Below are 17,741 nucleotides of genomic sequence, written 5' to 3' on the forward strand. Positions count from 1 at the left end.
TCTCCTTTCCTATACTTCGATTGATATAATGTGATCTATAATTCGATATGCCAGTAAGTAAATTCCTAAGAATACCGTCATAACAACGACCCCAAATACATTGTGATATAACGGTGCCAGAAACTCAGGTGAAGAAGCTTGAAAATATGCCAGAATAAAAATCGGAATTGCCTTCATAATATTTGATTCCAAGCGTTTTGCAGTAATCAGTGTGATAATCTCTCGCTTCACTTCAATTTTGTCACAGATGACACTGGATGTTAGCTTTATGACCTTTATCAAATCACCACCCGTTCTCTTTGCAGTGGAAAACACCTCGGAAAAGCTTAGGATATCCTCGACTCCTGTTCGTTCACCAAAGTTCTTAATAGCCTGTTCCACCGTAATATTCATTTTGATTTGATGAATAATATAGGAGAACTCTGATAGAATTAGTGAATCCTCTGGATATATCAGCTTCAGGTCCTTATATGCTTCCTCAAATGCATTTTCGGCCGAATAGCCTGCCTCTAACGCCGCTGATAAAGATAGTATGCCATCCCGGAATTCTTTGTTAAGGTCCCATTTACGCTTTTTAATCAACTCCTTTTTTTTCAGTCTTAAGAATAGATAGATAAGAGGACTTAACAATAAGACACCCCATATACTTCGGTAAAACAATTCCCCTAAAAGAACCGAGGCCGCCATACCGAGCAATAAGTATTTCAACATTTCTTTACCCGTAAACTGATATTGATTATAATTCTGTATCATGTATCATTGGCAGCCTCCTTTATTGTTATAACCGTATTCCTGCTCTCTTAAGCTTATCTGTATGAAGTAACTCATTCTGTTTTGCCAGGGTTCCTTTAATCCTACCGTTAGCTTCACCGCCCTCCTCAAATAAATATAGCGGATTTAATTGTATCTCTCCGTCCTTACAATCCAGGACCTCTGTTATTTCAAGCAATCGACGCGATCGGTCACGCAACCGGCCCAGATGAACAATAATATCAATTGCAGATGCAATCTGCTTTCTAACCGCCAATAATGGTATCTCCGCTCCGAGGAGAACCAAGGATTCCAGTCGGCTTAGCATGTCTGCCGGTGAGTTGGCATGTCCTGTGGAAAGAGATCCGTCATGCCCTGTATTAAGTGCCTGTAACATATCGATTGCGGCCGCATCTCTGACTTCTCCAACGATTATCCTGTCCGGTCGCATACGCAGGCTAGTCTTTATAAGGTCTCTGATCGTAATCTCATTGCTTCCTTCTGTGTTGGCATTACGTACCTCAAGTTGTACCAGATTGGGGATGTTCCGAATCTGAAGCTCCACCGAATCCTCTATTGTTATAATACGTTCCGATGCGGGTATATAATTGGACAGAACATTCAGAAAGGTCGTTTTACCGGAGCCTGTACCTCCACTGATAAAGATATTGTAGCCAGCGATTACCAGGTGTTTCAAAAATTCTGCTGCCTCTTCTGAAATGGATTCTAATTCGATAAGCTTCTCTATCGTAATCGGGTGGTCTGGAAACTTTCGAATGGTTATAATCGGACCATTGATTGCTATAGGAGAGAGAACGATATTTACACGGGAACCGTCAGGAAGTCTGGAGTCTACGATTGGATTGGCCTCATTAATAATTCGGTTGGAATGGGATACGATTTGCTGTACTACATCCTCCAGCTTCTGCTCCGATTCAAAGCGTTTCCCACTTAATGAAATTACTCCGTTTTTCTCAATGAAAACTTGCTCTGGGCCATTAATCATGATCTCTGTAATTTCATGATCCTCAATTAATTCCTGTAGAACATCCAGCCTGCGAATGGAATTAAAAATCTCTCTTCGGAGTATTTGCTTTTCCTGCATAGGAATATAATTCTCTTTGCCATGGGAGACAATCATCTCATCAATAATATCCAGCAATTCCTCATCGGTAATCTCCCTTGTCAGGTCCAGATTCTCCAGAATTGTTCTCTTAAGCTGCTCCTTTATCTGCTTCATTGTAGATAGTCCTCCGCAACTGACCATACCCGGCTTTGCTGTAATTCATGAAGGGAAATACCTAGATATCTTCCATCCGCTTGTGATTTGAGAGGTATTTTTATAATCCTGTCCTGAGCAATCGCTGCACCCGTTACCTCCATCTGTCTGTTCCACTCTGTAAGCAAGGCCTTCTCATACTTTGAATTATTCCATGGAACTAATACCTCGTTGCTTTGCTTTAACAGCTCCATTACTGCTTCCGAGTAAAAACTGATATAAAAGACCACAAGATCATACTCGGAGCTGGTTATCAGGCTTTGAATCCATTTGCGAACATCCTCTTTCGTTAAGGACAGCAATTCAAAACCACAGGTGATACCTGATAATACGGACAGATTGCCGTGATACTGAACAAGGGATCTCATTTTTGTTATTGTGTCGGGATTTTCTTTCAGATAATAGATGAACTCAGATAGCGCAGAATTGTTATCACTCTCATTGCAACTACAAATATCTGTTGGAAGAAGCTCCATGGGAATAAATAGGACACTGCTATGTTCCGACTGAAGCATACTGACAGACCAGGCGAAAGCTGTCTTTGACTCCTCAGGAACAGGAGAATGTATGGATATAATTTTGGTCTTGCCAGAGGGCTGCTGCCTGTGTAGTTCATTCTCCCATCTTCTGAAATAAGATATTGCCTTTGATATTACGCTTTGTACGGATTGATATTTAAAGATATAAAGCTTTTCAAAATCCTTTTCTTTGGACTGATCCTCTGTGAATTGAACAATTAGTTTCACATTATCCGGTGGTATATCATCTGTCCCCATATCCGTACCCAATAGTAGTATGTCAATCAAGTGCTGTCGCAGATATTCCTGAAGACTTTCCGCTTTTGTAAAAATACAGATTTCATATTCAGGCTCATTCTTTTTAAAGAATTCCATAAACCGCGTAGCATAACTGGTATCTCTGTCGTAAAGAGCCAGTACTTTTCTCAATATATCATTCCTCCTATTCTGAACTAAATGAAAATATGTGAGTAAATAAGAATATGAACAGATAACGATGATTGTTATGAAATTAAAACAGAAAAACATAGATATGTTGAACATGTGAATATCTTACAGCGGCATACTTTTATTGTCAATCAAAACTCTGTCTGTATTTACATCTTTGGTATATTATGATAAATAATTTCTTGTAAATTGTCTCTTTGCACAAGGCACATATCATTATCGACTTGCTGGTCTAAAGTAATATAACGCAAAAAAGACTGGCATACACCAATCTTTATAGGCAAAAATGCAACCATTTAGCGGTTATATAATTCTCATGCAGTGAAAAAATAGTATACGGCAAGCCCAAATAAAAGCAGAAAGCCTGGTAATCCAAGTAAACCGTTGGTAGCAACAGTCGCCGCATTAATTCCTACACTTATGGTGAAGCCCCTGCTCTTTAATACCATATTTAGCAAATAGATGGCCAATGTCCCCAAGCATGCACGGAGTGCAAAGTTCACAATCAGATCCGGTCTCTGCTTTATGACACATGCTAAAATGAATATCAGACATACTACTATCACAGTAATAAAAATAATATTCTCCATACAATCTCTCCTTCTTCGTAGTATGAAACTATCTGAAGCATCTGTTATCTCATTCTATCCGTATTAACACTTCCATTTGTACATCCCTTCACTACATTTATATACTCAATTATCCAATTTATGTTAATAAATAGAATAAAAGACAATGAAATTGACTATACTAGTAAAAACTATATAGCGAGGATGGTGAAGTATGCGATTGCTCTTTAAGAAGAAACCTCCGAAAGAAAATCTGTTGCTAATAAACGAAATAAATAAAACCAAAATTGCTCTAGAGGCTGCCTATTCTAATTTTGAAAATGTAGTGGATCCGGATTTAATTGATAGCTGCATATATGAATTAAATGCTGTTCAAAATCGATATAAATACTTAATAAGACAGGCAAAAGCCTTGGATCAAAAATACTGCTAGAAAATTTTAGACTTTTTAAATCTACATGAATTAAGCTGTCCCAACCTTCCATACCATGGAGTATTGTAATATAATACTCTAAGGTCCGGTGGTTGGGACAGCTCGCTTCACTCTATAATTTCTCTTTTGTAGTTTATGTATTCTCTTTTGTTCTTAAAACTTTTATCAGTAGTACTCTATTTCCTTTTGTACCTTAAACTTAATGTGATAACTTTTGTACTCCAGCAGAAGCTACCAAAACGTTTCCGCTTTCTCTTTGGTAATGGCTTCTATGCAATGAACCCACGGTTTCGATCACTGGGATCGATATAAGTCTCATTTAAGGTACCTTTTCCGTAGGTTAAGCCCGCGTAAAGCTGTTGGGTATTGCGCATTACAGGTCCACTTTGATCCTGCTTGCTTACCTCTTCAAAGCCCACAAGCAGCTTTCTTAATACGACCTCAGCACTTTCCAGAGGTTCCGGATTTCTCTTAATGATCGCTGTAATAATTCGTTTATTCGTATAAAGATATAGATTTAACAGGTCATAGGAAAGGGCATAACCCATATCCAGTGCATTAATCAGCTCATTGATATATTTCTGTGCCTTCTTCAGTTCCTTATCAAATGTCGATAGGTCACCCATGTCATAAGCCTCTTTTGCTTCCTCTATTTCCGTTAATATCATCTCATACAAAATAACTATCAGCTCACTCTTGGATGCTTGTGTCACTCTTGCTGTAAACGTCTGAATCGCTTCTTTTTTCATGAGTCATACCTCCTGCTCGGATCATTCCTCCCATATTATTGCTGTAATAAGGATAGAATCATCTGAGGTCTCTGATTTGCCTGGGATAACATTGCTGTACCTGCTTGAGCTAATACGTTTTTCTGAGTATAATTTGCCATCTCTTCTGCCATATCCACATCTTCAATACGGGATAAGGATTCGGTCATGTTCTCTGAAGTAACATCCAGATTAGCAATAGAATGCTCCAGGCGGTTCTGGTATGCACCTAGCTTAGCACGAATTGCTGATACTTCATTAACGGCATTGTCTAGTAAGGTAATTGCTTCCTCTGCACCATCCTGTGTACAGATATTCACCTTATCGATTCCTAATGTCTTCGGTGTTACCTTTGGTATTCTAACGGACATGGTTTGTCCTTCATTTGCACCAATCTGTAAATCCATAGGGCCTGCGCTCAATACGGAAATTGTGATAAGCTCTAAGCCCGATCCGGGATCCGTAACATCAGCAGGCGTATCTCCCATATAACGATCATCAAAGGTGTTTCCTACAGTACCGGGAGCTACCTCGATTACCATTTTGAATCCACCCTTATCCTCAACTGTGATTTTATCCCCTCTTATGGATACTGTAGCAGTATTTTCATACAAGGAAGTGGGATCAATGGCTGCCTTACGGACAAGCTCTACTTTTGCATCATATCCTACAGCAGTTTCCACCGTAGTTCTTAATCCAAATATAGACGCTAAATTAGCATTGTCACAATGCACCTCTATCTTTTCTCTGGAACCATAATCCTTACTAACGAAAATCAAACGGTCGCCAGAGGCAAATTCCTTACTTGCATATCCGGCAGTGTCTAAATTATCCGTTGTTGATGGTACTGCAGTATCATCTATGGCAAATACATTAACATCAACCATGTCACATAGTGCTGTAAGCTTTGCCATTACCTCATCTATGGTATCGAATTCATTTATTTCTACAGATTCTCCATTTACCGTAATTGTACCTGTCTGGGATGCTCCAATCGTTCCAGTTGCAGGGAAGGCTGTTACATCTCCTATTAGTACTGCCTGTCTGGGATCCTGCGTTATTTCCAGCTGATAATCTCCCACATTCACCGAATCGGATTGAGAGATTAGCTTCACCTTATCGTTATTAGAAAAGGACTTTCGATCAATATTTCCATCCAACAGTGTCATGGTATTGAATTCTGTTGTATCGGAAATTCTCTGAATTTCATTATTTAATTGATTAATTTCTGCCTGAATGGAGGCACGGTCATCCGCTGTATAGGTACCATTTGCAGCCTGTACTGCAAGCTCTCTCATTCTTTGGAGCATCGCTTCTACTTCTACCAACGCACCTTCAGCAGTCTGAATAACGGAAATACCGTCCGATGCATTTCGGGAAGCCTGGTCCAGTCCTGCGATCTGTGTTCTCATTTTCTCTGAAATTGCTAATCCCGCTGCATCATCTGCAGCACTGTTAATACGGTAACCTGAAGATAATCTCTCTAAGCTTTTATCCAGCTTCAGATTTGTTCTGGATAGCTGGTTATTCGCTTTTAATGCGGAAATGTTATGATTAATTCTCATGTAAAATCACCCATACCTTTCTGTTATTGCTGCCATCTCCCTCCCTGTTATGATGGTTCGCATTATTTTTCTTTTGCTTTATCTGCCCGTATCCCGTCCACCTCCATGTGGTAGGATACCTCTATATTAGTCAATAAATATTTTTGATTTATGATTCTACTGCTCGGACAGGTGTACCATCCGCACAACAGATTTAGCGATACGATATAGGGTACGCTCCGTATCAGCTGTTATCGTATTGTTCGTATCCTCATCGGATATCTGAAAACGATAGGAATCGTTATCCTTTTGTTGTAAGCCAAAGTTTACTTGCTTAATTGCAATATTGCTTTCTTCTGCTGTATGCTCCAGTACGGATATATTCTCCTGAAGTCGGGATAATCCTTCCCTGCTATCACTACTGATAAATCCACTCAGTGTCTGATCCTTAAGGGAAAACTCCGCCTTCATATTACCTAGCTGTTCGGATCGAATTGTAACAGATAATTTGCCGGTATCACGAGCGCCTCGAATAATGGTCAAATTCATATTCGTAACACCCTTCTCTGTCTCAATTGGTATCTGATAGAATTCTTTCGAAGCCATTTTTCGTAGAAATGTAATCTGCTGTCCGATACTTTTTAACTCTGCCAATCGACGACTGTCAATCTTCTCTTCGGAACAAGCTCGTTCCACTACTTCTTTAGCATTCGCCTCTAACTGCGCATAGGCATTCTCCATAGAAGACTTATCAATCAATGTATCGGAAATATCGTCAGTTTCCTTAAGATTATTTTGCAAGTTTTCGTCGATATTTTCCTGTTCCAGTTTCTTTAGCTTTGTAATCGCTGATTCACCACTACTTAAAATATGATTGGCCATCACAATATGAAGTGGTGTGGCCGGTACCTGAAAATCGTTCAGGAACCGAATTGCCTGTTCACTGTTCTTACAGAGTGTACGGATTTGGTTCACGGTATCCGTGTAAGCCTCATATTCCGTTGAATCTTTGCTGTCCACTGATTTTACCTGCTCCCAAAGCTTTTCAATCGGTATGCTCTTTATAGAATTCCAGATACCTTCTTCCACAGGCTCCTGCAACTGTGCAGGAAGAATCTCACTTCCTGATGCTTCTGTCTGATACAGAAGCTCCTGAATGCTTTGCAGCTTACCGGGTGATACTTGCTCTGCAATATCCTTCAGCATCTGATTCATATACTCGATCTGCTCTGCAACGGCTTCTCTTCTGGTATCATCCGAAGGATTCTGCTCATCTTTATTTTGTAAAGCCGAAAGCTGGTCCGTAATGGTTTCCCCTTCTCTTGATACTGACTGAAGTGTACCGAATTCATCATCAATAATTGCATCCAGTCTTCCCTTTTTACCTGTCCGCACTGCACTAAGAAGATGCTCCAGGGTAACCTCTCTTCCGGAATTAATTACAGCACCCAGAGCTGCTCCGTCAGTTTTTTCCACATTGTACAGTAAACGATATATTCCAATATACGATTTTCTTTCCTCCGGGGTAATCTCGTTGGATTTTTCCAGCTTTATCAAGTAGTTGCTGTATCTCTCCTCTGAGGTGATACCCTGTTCCTCCCTGATACGGTCTATTACCTGATTCAGCTCTGATATCGGCATATTTAAGGGATTGAGTCCCTCTTTTATCATGGAAACCGTTACCTGAGGATGCAAATTCCTCATCATCCGGTTGACTTCCATATCATAAGCCTTTATCTGGTTGACGGATTGCTGGTTAATCTCCATATTATTATAGCCCAGAATTCGAACTGCTCTCTGGTTTTGCTCTGTATTCTCAATGTTAAGCTCTGCAAGCAGGCCATCCATGTTCCGAAACGCTTTTTGAATGGAATCTCCATACTCTGCATTGGGAACGGTCATTAAAGCGTCATATGCTGTCCCTGCTCTATCCAACTTGGCCTGCAGCTGATTTCCATCTGTTAAGAGGCTTGGAATCGTCTGTTCCTTTCGCTGGGATAAGGTACTTCCCAGTACATAGCTTGGCACCCATTGCAGTCTTTGAACACTTTGTGTTGTATCCCGAAGTATTTGAACGGACTCCTCGGATACCTCCACATTCTGCTCCTGCAATAGCTCCTTGTAGTAATTATTCTCCAGTTCTCTTAAAGCCTCTACTACCTCCTCCAGTTTTTTTAGCTCAATGGAGAATCCCTTCTTCTCAAGCTGTGCCGCTGCTTCGTAGGTCATCTTCAATCGGATTTCTTCCAGCTGACGACGTGCCTTTATTTCTTCAAAACGATAATCCCTGCCATCTATTGCAGCTGCTGTTTCTTGTATAGCTTCTCCTGCTGTAGAGGAGAATTCTTCTGTCTCCACTTCTTCGGATGCATCCGATCTCTTTGCGGAAAGACCCTCCTGTATAGCTAGTAATCGTTTAATTGTGATATCCGAATCTTCTCTTACTGCCTGGGATATAACTTCCTCACTGATGTTTTGAAGCTGATCAACCGTATCCCGTAAAGCAGAATACTCTGATGTGTATAGGGATACATTCTTAGGTGCGATACCCTGCTTCATACTGTCAATAATATTATCCAGCACCGCATCCTTGTTCATATTATTCTTAATCTCATCCAAAGCTTTTTTCTGGGCATAGCTTTCCTTCGTAACAGGCAGGTTATTACTAAGCAGCCATTTCGCAGTCTCCACATTATCAGCATTAACCGGATATCCGGCTTCCCGAATGACCTCCTGAACCTGGGAGGAAAGCTCCTTCCATGCTTCATCCGATATGTTTGTTGTGTTTTTTGCAGCTTTACTGCCGCTATAATAAGCTTTGTATATATTGGCTATGGTGGGCTCTAAATCCTGAGCTATAAGATACTGCATGGTTTTATCATCCATATTTGCAGATACACTGCTTTGCTCAAGAGCCATTTTGATGGATTGTATATTTTCCGATGTCACAGGAAGATTAGCCTCTTTGAGTCTTTTTTCTATCTCTTGCTCCATTGACGAAGACTGTCCATATGATTTCTGCATTCCGGCTGCTGCCAGCTCATAGGAATTGCTTTCTGACTTCACCTTATCTAAGGCATTCATTATTCCCACTACGGTTAAGGAATCCACCATAATTCCGTTCTTCTCCAGCAGCATACAATCCTGCTCTGTCAGGCGAATACCGATCTCTTCTAACTTATCTTTCATATCAAGTATCGCTTTTTCTCTCTCCGCCTGCTTTGCATTCTTGTCTTTTCTATCAAGTATGTAATCCTTGTCCGGTTCCTGGACTCTTGTTGCAGTTAATGTATTCTGGTTATCCTCAGACAGGGAATCTAACAGCTTTAATTCAACCTCATTGTCTGATGCCTTTATAACCTCGAACGTCTTAACTTCACCACGAACGGCATTTTTTAAGATATCCTTTGATACTGTGATTCTTTCACCCTGAATATCAAGGGTAACATCCTCATCCACTGATAATACGGTACCCGAAATCAACTGTCCCTTACTCAAGCGGGACAGATTATTATCGCTCTTATTCTTAACCGTAAATTTAGCGGCATTTGATATGTCCGCCAGCTTATAGTTCTCTTCTCTTGCAACTTTATAATCCATAGTGTCCTTTTCCCCGTTTCAAGCGCTTCCCTGCGTATATTCTCTATCCTTAGCCATTCTATTTAAACAAATATTATATCTTACTTACTACAGACTGTTACGAGTAATATTTCGGTCGAACCATGTAAAAACTTAACCTTTCATGAGGTATTGAGGAAAAATTCATTGTACTACTTCTTACCTGGTATCTCCTCGAATAAACATAAAATAACTAAGAATATTACATGATCAATCGCAAGCAACTCCTATATAAGACTTTTGCTTCGTATTAACTGCCATTGGCAGAATGGAGGATACTATGTTGAGAAAATGTTGTCGCATTATTGTTATATTAGGCCTGGTACTTAACTTTATTATTCTTGGAATGGGATGTAATACTCAGGATAAAATAGAAACAGAGCAAAAGCAGTTCGATTCCTTTCTAAACGATATCTTTATTCAGGAGGTACAAACGGATTCTCTTTCCCTGAACTACTCTCTGGCTAATCCCGAGCATTTTGGAATTCAGACGACAAATGCAACCCTTGGGGAATATGGCATAGAACAGATGAATAAAAAGCTATTTCTTTCGGAGAATTATCTTAAGCGTTTATTGTCCTTTCGCTATCAGCTTCTATCCCCGAAGCAAAAATTAACCTATGATATCCTTCGGGAATACTATACTCTTGATCTGAATTTTGGAGATTTTCTATATTATAATGAATGTCTTGGTCCAACAACCGGTATTCAGGCTCAGCTGCCGATTCTTCTTGCTGAGTACAGCTTTTATGATAAGAAGGACATTGAAGAATATCTTCGCTTACTCCCTTGTGTTTACGACTATTTTGAGGATATCGCTGAATATGAAAGGCAAAAAGCGGAACACGGGCTATTTATGAACGACCGTGTTGCTAGCCGAATTATTAACCAATGTAAAGCATTTATTTCTGATCCAGAGAGTAACTTTCTAATTGAATATTTTAACGAGAAAATAGCAGGCTATAAAGGCTTAACGGAAAGTGAGATTATCTCCTATCAGGCCATTAACCGAGAAGCCGTATTACATAAGGTCATTCCTGCCTATGAAATGCTGATTAACACTTTAGTCGAATTAAAGGGTAGCGGTCTCAATGAGGCCGGTCTTTATTACTATCCAAAAGGCCAGACCTATTATGAGTATCTGGCAAAATATAAAACCGGCTCCTCTAAAAGTATGGAGGAAATGGCTGATATGCTGCAAGACGCCATTGGAAAAGGTATCGCGGATATCACAGCTCTCACTATGACAGATTCCTCAATAATTGATAAGTATCTTGAATTTTCCTCCTTCCCGATAACTAATCCGGAAGAAATTCTGAAGGATCTGAAGGATGATTTAATAAAGGATTTTCCAGAAGCGGTACCGGTAAATTGTGAGATCAAGTATGTTCCAGAATCCTTGGCCGATTATCTCAGCCCCGCCATGTATCTTGTTCCACCGATTGACAGTTACTTTAATAATAACATATACATTAATGGAAAGGATGAAGAAACCTTATCCATGATATACACTACGGTTGCACATGAAGGTTACCCCGGTCATTTATATCAGTGTGTCTACTTTCGCGATCAGAATCCTGCTCCTATTCGTAATATCATGAATTTCGTCGGCTATGATGAGGGGTGGGCAACCTATGTAGAGATGTATTCCTACCAAATGTCAGGAATAGATCGAAATCTGGCTGAATTTCTAAAAGCAAACAATGTGGTGATTCTCTGTATGTATGCCCGTGCTGATATCGGTATTCATTACGAGGGATGGACCAAAAAGGATGTAATCACTTATATCACCAATTATATTGGTGATAAGAAAGTGGCTGGAATGATTTATGATACTCTGTTGGAGGAACCAGGTATCTATCTTCCTTATGCTGTAGGATATCTGGAAATTCTGGAATTGAAGCAAAATGCGGAGAACTTCCTGGGTGATGCTTTTGTCACAAAGGATTTTCACCGATTTCTTCTTGATATTGGGCCTGCACAGTTCGGGGTGATCAAGAATTACATGGATGTCTGGATGGGAAAAACACAGTAGGTCAATGGAACTATTGACAGTATATGACAATCATAGTATATATTGTATGTTTTAATTATAATACTACATATGATGAGGAGAGAGTATGAAAGCAATCAAAAAAGTAATCATGGTAATCATCCTGGCTGCTGCAATGCTGGCACCCGTAAGTGTTCCATTTATGGATAACTACGCCATAGCAGAAGCAGCTACTGTCAAAATCAGCAACAAGAAATTAAGCCTCAAGGTTGGTGAAACAAAAGCCTTGAAAATAACAGGAACTACAAAAAAGGTAACCTGGACCTCCAGCAAGAAATCCGTTGCTACAGTATCCAGTAAAGGAAAAGTAACTGCAAAAAGTGCTGGTACAGCAACCATTACAGCCACTGTTAACAAGAAAAAGTATACCTGTAAAGTTACTGTTACTAAGAAACTCGGACCAAACGAGAGGGAGCTTGGAAATCTCACAATTACTATACCGGAAGGCTGGACTTATGAATTTAATCCTATCATGCTCAATCCTTCCATGGCAGATTTGGTACAGTCTCAAATACTGACGCCTCCGAATGCTTCTTATGGTAACGATATTCAAATATATGCTGAATATACTGGCAAAAAAGCACCGGCATACGCAGATATAAAAGGTGACATTGCCAGATACTATACAGAGGAAGAATTGGCTTTCTCCAGTGATATCAAAATTACAAACCTGAATGTAAGTGATTTTACAACGAACCATGGTACCGCATTTCGTGCTGCCTATACCTTAACTGTTGATGGTACCGCATATAATATGGTTGTATATGAGTTCTATATTGATAATTATTATCTTAAATTCACTGTAAGCGATACAGAAAATCTTAACATGGACGCTACAGCTGTAACTGTTATCAATTCTATTAAATAGATTTGATAAATTAAATCTCTATTTTAGGGTTGATTTAATCAGCACTATGAATAAATAGTAATTAGAAACTACTTCCTAAGATCTGATCACAACATGAAAGATTAGAAATAGAAGAAGCATTCATCTATGTCTTCTGTTCATTCATGATGTGATCAGTTTTTCTTTTCATTATACCAATAAAAGTAGCAAATAATTGCCATTCATTTTCTCAAATTTTACCTTAGAAATATTGACATTTACAGCTTGTCGTTTTATACTTAATGTGGCAGACAATTGATTGATATTTATTAGATGTTCTGTTTATTCTATAAATAAAGATAAAAGTAATAAAAATAACTAATAGGAGGATGTTATATGTCAACTAAAGCTTATTTTAAACACGACGAAATCGGTGCTAACAAACCCGGGTTTTCAAGAACACGTTCTATTATCGAAGCTGCATTTTACGGCAATAATGTAGTTAAGATAAACACTCTGAAGGAAGCATATGAGCTTGCTAAGAATTCACCTGGAACTATAGTTACCGATATGCCCGTATATCGCGGCGAAGAATTCGGACTTGAGCCGGATGCAAAGGTATTATTATTTAATGATGGATCTATCACGGGACGTTATGCTGCTGCAAGAAGAATTGCCGGTGAACCGAATGTAAACTGCGACAAACTTGATAAGCTTGTTATGGATGCCATTTACGACTGTAGATGGAAGACCATGTATCATGCAGAAGTATTTATTGGTTTAGATCCAGAATTCATGGTTAAGGCTCACCTTCTTATTCCAGAAGGCGAAGAAAATATCATGTACAACTGGATGTTAAACTTCCAGTATATGTCTGATAACTATATTAAGATGTATAAGTCCTCCAGACCTCTCGGAGACGAGCCTGATATCTATATCTTCTCTGATCCTCAATGGAAGGGTACTACTCAGACAGATATCAGCGATCCGAACTGCTTATGCTATTTTAATACACCTACCAACTGTGCTGCAATCTTAGGTATGAGATACTTTGGTGAGCATAAGAAGGGTACTCTTACCATTGGTTGGGCTATTGCTAATCGTAATGGTTATGCTTCCTGCCATGGTGGACAGAAGAGATACAATCTTGCAAACGGTAAGTCCTATGTTGCTTCCGTATTTGGTTTATCAGGATCAGGTAAATCCACTATTACACATGCAAAGCATGGTGGCAAATATGATGTAACTGTTCTTCATGATGACGCTTTTGTTATCAATACAGAGACCTGTTCTTCCGTAGCTATGGAGCCTACCTATTTTGATAAGACACAGGATTATCCTACTTACTGTGATGACAACAAATACCTGTTAACCGCTCAGAACTGTTCCGCTACCATCGACGAGGACGGAAAGCTTGTTCTGGTAACAGAAGATATCCGTAATGGTAATGGCCGTGCAATCAAATCCAAGCTTTGGTCACCTAACCGTGTAGATAAGATCGCTGAGCCTGTTAATGCAATTTTCTGGATTATGAAGGATCCTACGATCCCTCCGATTGTTAAATTAAAGGGTGCTTCTCTTGCTTCCGTTATGGGTGCTACACTTGCTACAAAGAGAACCACAGCAGAGCGTCTTGCTCCTGGAGTAGATCCTAATGCATTAGTTGTTGAGCCTTATGCTAATCCATTCCGTACCTACCCGTTAGCAAATGACTATGAGAAGTTTAAGAAACTGGTAGCAGAGAAGAACGTAGATTGTTATATCATTAATACCGGTGATTTCATGGGTAAAAAGGTTAAACCGGCTGATACCTTAGGTATTATTGAAGCAGTTGTTGAAGGTAAAGCAAACTTCAAACAATGGGGACCTTTTGAAGATATCGAAATCTTTGAGTGGGAAGGCTTCGTTCCAGATCTGAACGATCCTGAGTACAAAGCTCAGCTGAAAGCAAGAATGAACGATAGAGTGAAATTCGTAGAATCCCGCAATGAATTCAAGGATGGTTACGATAAATTACCTGAGGACGCTTTAGCAGCATTAAAGAAAGTTGTTTCTGAGCTTGAATAATTATACCGAATAGATTATTAATAAATAAACTTTAGGGATTATGACTATTCGTCATAATCCCTAATTATTTTATCAGTAATTCTAGTTATGAATTATGCAGCAAGGGGCGGTTGTATAAATTATTAACAGTGATTATGACTTACCATAATACATTTTCAGAAGAACATATTGTTATTTCTGTATGGATAAGACGAACTAATATGTTCGTCTGAGACATACCGAAAAGACAATGTGTACTTCTGTTCTGTGTGTGAGGTAAGTCATAATCACTGTAAGTATATTATTCAACCGCCCCTTGAGAACATGATTAAGGTTTATTGAATTTCTGCTCCCGCAGGCATTGGCTTCTCCGGAACCATAAGAGACAGATTTCCATCTGCATCTTCAGCGCATAGAAGCATTCCTTCTGATAATATACCTGCTAAGGTTGCCGGCTTAAGATTAACAACAACCATAACCTTCTTACCCACCATTTCTTCCGGTGAATAGTGTGCTTTAATTCCGGATACGATTTGCTTCACCTGAGAACCTATTTTAACCTGAGAGCATAACAGCTTTTTCGATTTTTTAACCTCTTCACAAGCGATTATCTCTCCGATCTGAAATTGTAGCTTCGCAAAATCATCATAAGTGATCTCCGGCTTCGGCTCAATATCTATTACATCGTTATTCTGATCCGGCTGGCCTTCCTTCTCTTCTGTTCCTGCATTGTCCTGTATATTCTTAGATTCTTCCACCTTTTCCAATACCTCCTTGATATCAAGTCTTGCAAATAATATCTCCGGTGTCTGTGTTACAGTTGTTCCATCCGGATACAAACCATATTCCTTCAATTCCTCTGCAGTTCTGGTCTTAGCAGAAAGCTGGGATAATATCTTCGACGCTGTCTCAGGCATAAAGGGCTCGAGAAGACTTGCTCCAATGCATATGCTTTCTGTTAGATTATAGAGCACAGTTTCCAGACGCGCTTTTTTATCTTCCTCTTTGGCAAGAACCCAGGGCATGGTCTCATCAATATATTTATTACAGCGTTTGAACAAGGTAAAGATTTCACTAATTGCATCCGCAACGCGAAGCTTCTCCATCTTAGCAGCCACCTTCTTCGGTGTGTCCAGTGCCAGTGCTATTAACTCCTCGTCCACAGCCTCTTTTACCTTTCCGTTTCTGACTACTCCTCCAAAGTACTTATTGGACATGGATATGGTACGGTTCACCAGATTTCCTAAGGTGTTGGCCAGGTCAGAATTGATTCTTTCCACCATTAGCTCCCAAGAAATGATACCATCATTATCAAAAGGCATTTCATGCAGTACAAAATAACGTACAGCATCCACACCGAAAAACTTAACTAAATCGTCCGCATAGAGAACGTTTCCTTTTGATTTGCTCATCTTATCGCCTGCACTACCCTGTAAAAGCCAAGGATGACCAAATACCTGCTTTGGTAACGGAACGTTCAATGCCATAAGCATAATTGGCCAGTATATGGTGTGGAAACGAAGAATGTCCTTCCCAATTAAGTGCAAATCCGCCGGCCAGAATTTATGAAACTGCTCCGTGCTATTACCATCTGCATCATAACCAATACCTGTTATATAGTTACTGAGTGCATCAAGCCATACATACACTACATGACGATCATCAAAGTCTACGGGAATTCCCCACTTAAAGGAGGTTCTGGATACACAAAGATCCTGTAATCCCGGTAAAAGGAAATTGTTCATCATTTCATTTTTTCTTGACTCTGGTTGTATAAAATCTGGATGAGTGTTGATATGCTCAATCAAACGATCTGCATATTTGCTTAGCTTTAAGAAGTATGCCTCCTCCTTAGCTGGCTGAACCTCTCTACCGCAATCCGGGCATTTCCCATCCACCAGCTGAGATTGGGTGAAGAAGGATTCACAGGGTGTACAGTACATTCCCTCATACGTTCCTTTATAAATATCACCTTGATCATAGAGCTTTTTAAATATCTTTTGGATCTGCTTCTCATGATCTGGATCCGTTGTTCGAATAAACTTATCATAGGAGCAATTCATGAGATCCCAAATAGCCTTAATCTGACCAGCTACTCCGTCAACAAATTCTTTAGGCGTAATTCCTGCCTCAGCTGCCTTTTGTTCAATTTTCTGTCCGTGTTCATCGGTACCTGTCTGGAAGAATACCTCATAACCCTCCCATCTCTTATAGCGTGCAATACTGTCTGCCAGCACTATTTCATAGGTATTACCAATATGTGGTTTACCAGAAGTATACGCTATGGCTGTTGTAATGTAATAAGGTTTTTTACTCATCATACCAATCCTTTCTATATCATTCCTGCTTTCAATGTAAGAAATTTGTTTCACATTTTACTCATGAAATTAAAAAAGCAATAAAAAAACTCCCATCCTTAAATTACTTTAAAGACGAGAGAACCTCCCGTGGTACCACTTTAATTCGCCCTTACCTCGCGATAAGAGCCTCGTTCACTGCAATATACAGCTCAGCAACATAACGGATGCATCCGTCGCAGCCTAAGAAGATCCACTATTCTGATCACTTCCTCGGTGCGCAGCTCCAAGACCATCTTCAACAGCTTCTACATGTTTGCTTATAATGTAACAAACAGGAATCTCTTCCATTCCCCCTTCTCAGCCTAGCGGGGTTCTCTGTCAATTGCTCCACTGTCTACTCTTCTTTTCACAGCTTTTATCAATTATTATGACAAAGTATACCATGTGTTAATTTATTTGTCAAAGATATTTATTACCGTGTTATATTCCTTACACCATATGACAACGCTAAATTATAATTACTTTCATTATTTGAGCATCCTATCCGTTTTATACATCAAATAGAGGATTTCTTGATGTTCAGCCTAAATA

Annotated in this window: 12 protein-coding genes; 4 read left to right on the forward strand and 8 right to left on the reverse strand. The window is 39.5% G+C overall.

Translation table 11 applies throughout. The features are described from left to right. Positions 1-9: 9 nt before the first annotated feature. The 4 genes from H0486_RS17715 to H0486_RS17730 form a co-directional block, all read right to left on the reverse strand. Positions 10-753 (reverse strand): type II secretion system F family protein, encoded by a 744-nt coding sequence (locus H0486_RS17715; RefSeq protein ID WP_228354259.1) that lies wholly within the window; start codon positions 751-753, stop codon positions 10-12. 25 nt (positions 754-778) lie between these two features. Next, on the reverse strand, positions 779-1,990 hold the full coding sequence (locus H0486_RS17720) for a CpaF family protein (protein ID WP_228354260.1): 1,212 nt from the start codon (positions 1,988-1,990) through the stop codon (positions 779-781). Continuing rightward, positions 1,987-2,976: a P-loop NTPase family protein gene (locus H0486_RS17725; protein WP_228354261.1), complete on the reverse strand. Its 990-nt coding sequence runs from the start codon at positions 2,974-2,976 to the stop codon at positions 1,987-1,989. Before H0486_RS17725 ends, H0486_RS17720 begins: the two co-directional genes overlap by 4 nt. Before the next feature lie 332 nt (positions 2,977-3,308). Next, positions 3,309-3,584, reverse strand: a complete 276-nt coding sequence (locus H0486_RS17730) for a pro-sigmaK processing inhibitor BofA family protein (protein WP_228354262.1) — start codon at positions 3,582-3,584, stop codon at positions 3,309-3,311. A 193-nt stretch (positions 3,585-3,777) separates the two neighbouring features. Between H0486_RS17730 and H0486_RS17735 the strand changes: the two genes are divergently transcribed. Beyond that, positions 3,778-3,996 carry a YaaL family protein gene (locus tag H0486_RS17735; RefSeq protein WP_228354263.1) on the forward strand — a complete coding sequence of 73 codons (219 nt, stop codon included), beginning with the start codon at positions 3,778-3,780 and terminating at the stop codon, positions 3,994-3,996. 269 nt (positions 3,997-4,265) lie between these two features. Here H0486_RS17735 and H0486_RS17740 read toward each other — a convergent pair whose 3' ends face one another. From H0486_RS17740 to H0486_RS17755, 3 genes are all read right to left on the reverse strand, one after another. Continuing rightward, positions 4,266-4,745: a flagellar export chaperone FliS gene (locus H0486_RS17740; RefSeq protein ID WP_228354264.1), complete on the reverse strand. Its 480-nt coding sequence runs from the start codon at positions 4,743-4,745 to the stop codon at positions 4,266-4,268. A gap of 35 nt (positions 4,746-4,780) precedes the next feature. Next, positions 4,781-6,328: a flagellin N-terminal helical domain-containing protein gene (locus tag H0486_RS18510; RefSeq protein WP_323163560.1), complete on the reverse strand. Its 1,548-nt coding sequence runs from the start codon at positions 6,326-6,328 to the stop codon at positions 4,781-4,783. A 156-nt stretch (positions 6,329-6,484) separates the two neighbouring features. After that, entirely contained in the window at positions 6,485-9,907 is a 3,423-nt protein-coding gene (locus tag H0486_RS17755; RefSeq protein ID WP_228354265.1) for a DUF6240 domain-containing protein, read from the reverse strand. A 298-nt stretch (positions 9,908-10,205) separates the two neighbouring features. Between H0486_RS17755 and H0486_RS17760 the strand changes: the two genes are divergently transcribed. From H0486_RS17760 to H0486_RS17770, 3 genes are all read left to right on the forward strand, one after another. Next, a complete protein-coding gene (locus tag H0486_RS17760; protein ID WP_228354266.1) occupies positions 10,206-11,960 on the forward strand; it encodes a DUF885 domain-containing protein in 1,755 nt (584 codons plus the stop codon). A gap of 85 nt (positions 11,961-12,045) precedes the next feature. Further along, positions 12,046-12,846, forward strand: a complete 801-nt coding sequence (locus tag H0486_RS17765) for an Ig-like domain-containing protein (protein WP_228354267.1) — start codon at positions 12,046-12,048, stop codon at positions 12,844-12,846. A gap of 354 nt (positions 12,847-13,200) precedes the next feature. Then, positions 13,201-14,871 (forward strand): phosphoenolpyruvate carboxykinase (ATP), encoded by a 1,671-nt coding sequence (locus H0486_RS17770; RefSeq protein ID WP_228354268.1) that lies wholly within the window; start codon positions 13,201-13,203, stop codon positions 14,869-14,871. 314 nt (positions 14,872-15,185) lie between these two features. Here the strand turns inward: H0486_RS17770 and metG are convergent, their stop codons facing one another. Next, positions 15,186-17,168 (reverse strand): methionine--tRNA ligase, encoded by a 1,983-nt coding sequence (gene metG, locus H0486_RS17775; protein ID WP_228354470.1) that lies wholly within the window; start codon positions 17,166-17,168, stop codon positions 15,186-15,188. Positions 17,169-17,741 lie beyond the last annotated feature (573 nt).

Origin of the sequence: Variimorphobacter saccharofermentans (assembly GCF_014174405.1) — a bacterium.
Taxonomy (GTDB): Bacteria; Bacillota; Clostridia; order Lachnospirales; family Lachnospiraceae; genus Mobilitalea; species Mobilitalea saccharofermentans.

Coding starts and splice junctions, on each gene's coding strand:
- H0486_RS17730 (WP_228354262.1), bottom strand. CDS start 3,584: ATGGAGAATATTATTTTTATTACTGTGATAGTAGTATGTCTGATATTC.
- H0486_RS17755 (WP_228354265.1), bottom strand. CDS start 9,907: ATGGATTATAAAGTTGCAAGAGAAGAGAACTATAAGCTGGCGGACATA.
- H0486_RS17740 (WP_228354264.1), bottom strand. CDS start 4,745: ATGAAAAAAGAAGCGATTCAGACGTTTACAGCAAGAGTGACACAAGCA.
- H0486_RS18510 (WP_323163560.1), bottom strand. CDS start 6,328: ATGAGAATTAATCATAACATTTCCGCATTAAAAGCGAATAACCAGCTA.
- metG (WP_228354470.1), bottom strand. CDS start 17,168: ATGAGTAAAAAACCTTATTACATTACAACAGCCATAGCGTATACTTCT.
- H0486_RS17720 (WP_228354260.1), bottom strand. CDS start 1,990: ATGAAGCAGATAAAGGAGCAGCTTAAGAGAACAATTCTGGAGAATCTG.
- H0486_RS17760 (WP_228354266.1), top strand. CDS start 10,206: ATGTTGAGAAAATGTTGTCGCATTATTGTTATATTAGGCCTGGTACTT.
- H0486_RS17735 (WP_228354263.1), top strand. CDS start 3,778: ATGCGATTGCTCTTTAAGAAGAAACCTCCGAAAGAAAATCTGTTGCTA.
- H0486_RS17765 (WP_228354267.1), top strand. CDS start 12,046: ATGAAAGCAATCAAAAAAGTAATCATGGTAATCATCCTGGCTGCTGCA.
- H0486_RS17715 (WP_228354259.1), bottom strand. CDS start 753: ATGATACAGAATTATAATCAATATCAGTTTACGGGTAAAGAAATGTTG.
- H0486_RS17770 (WP_228354268.1), top strand. CDS start 13,201: ATGTCAACTAAAGCTTATTTTAAACACGACGAAATCGGTGCTAACAAA.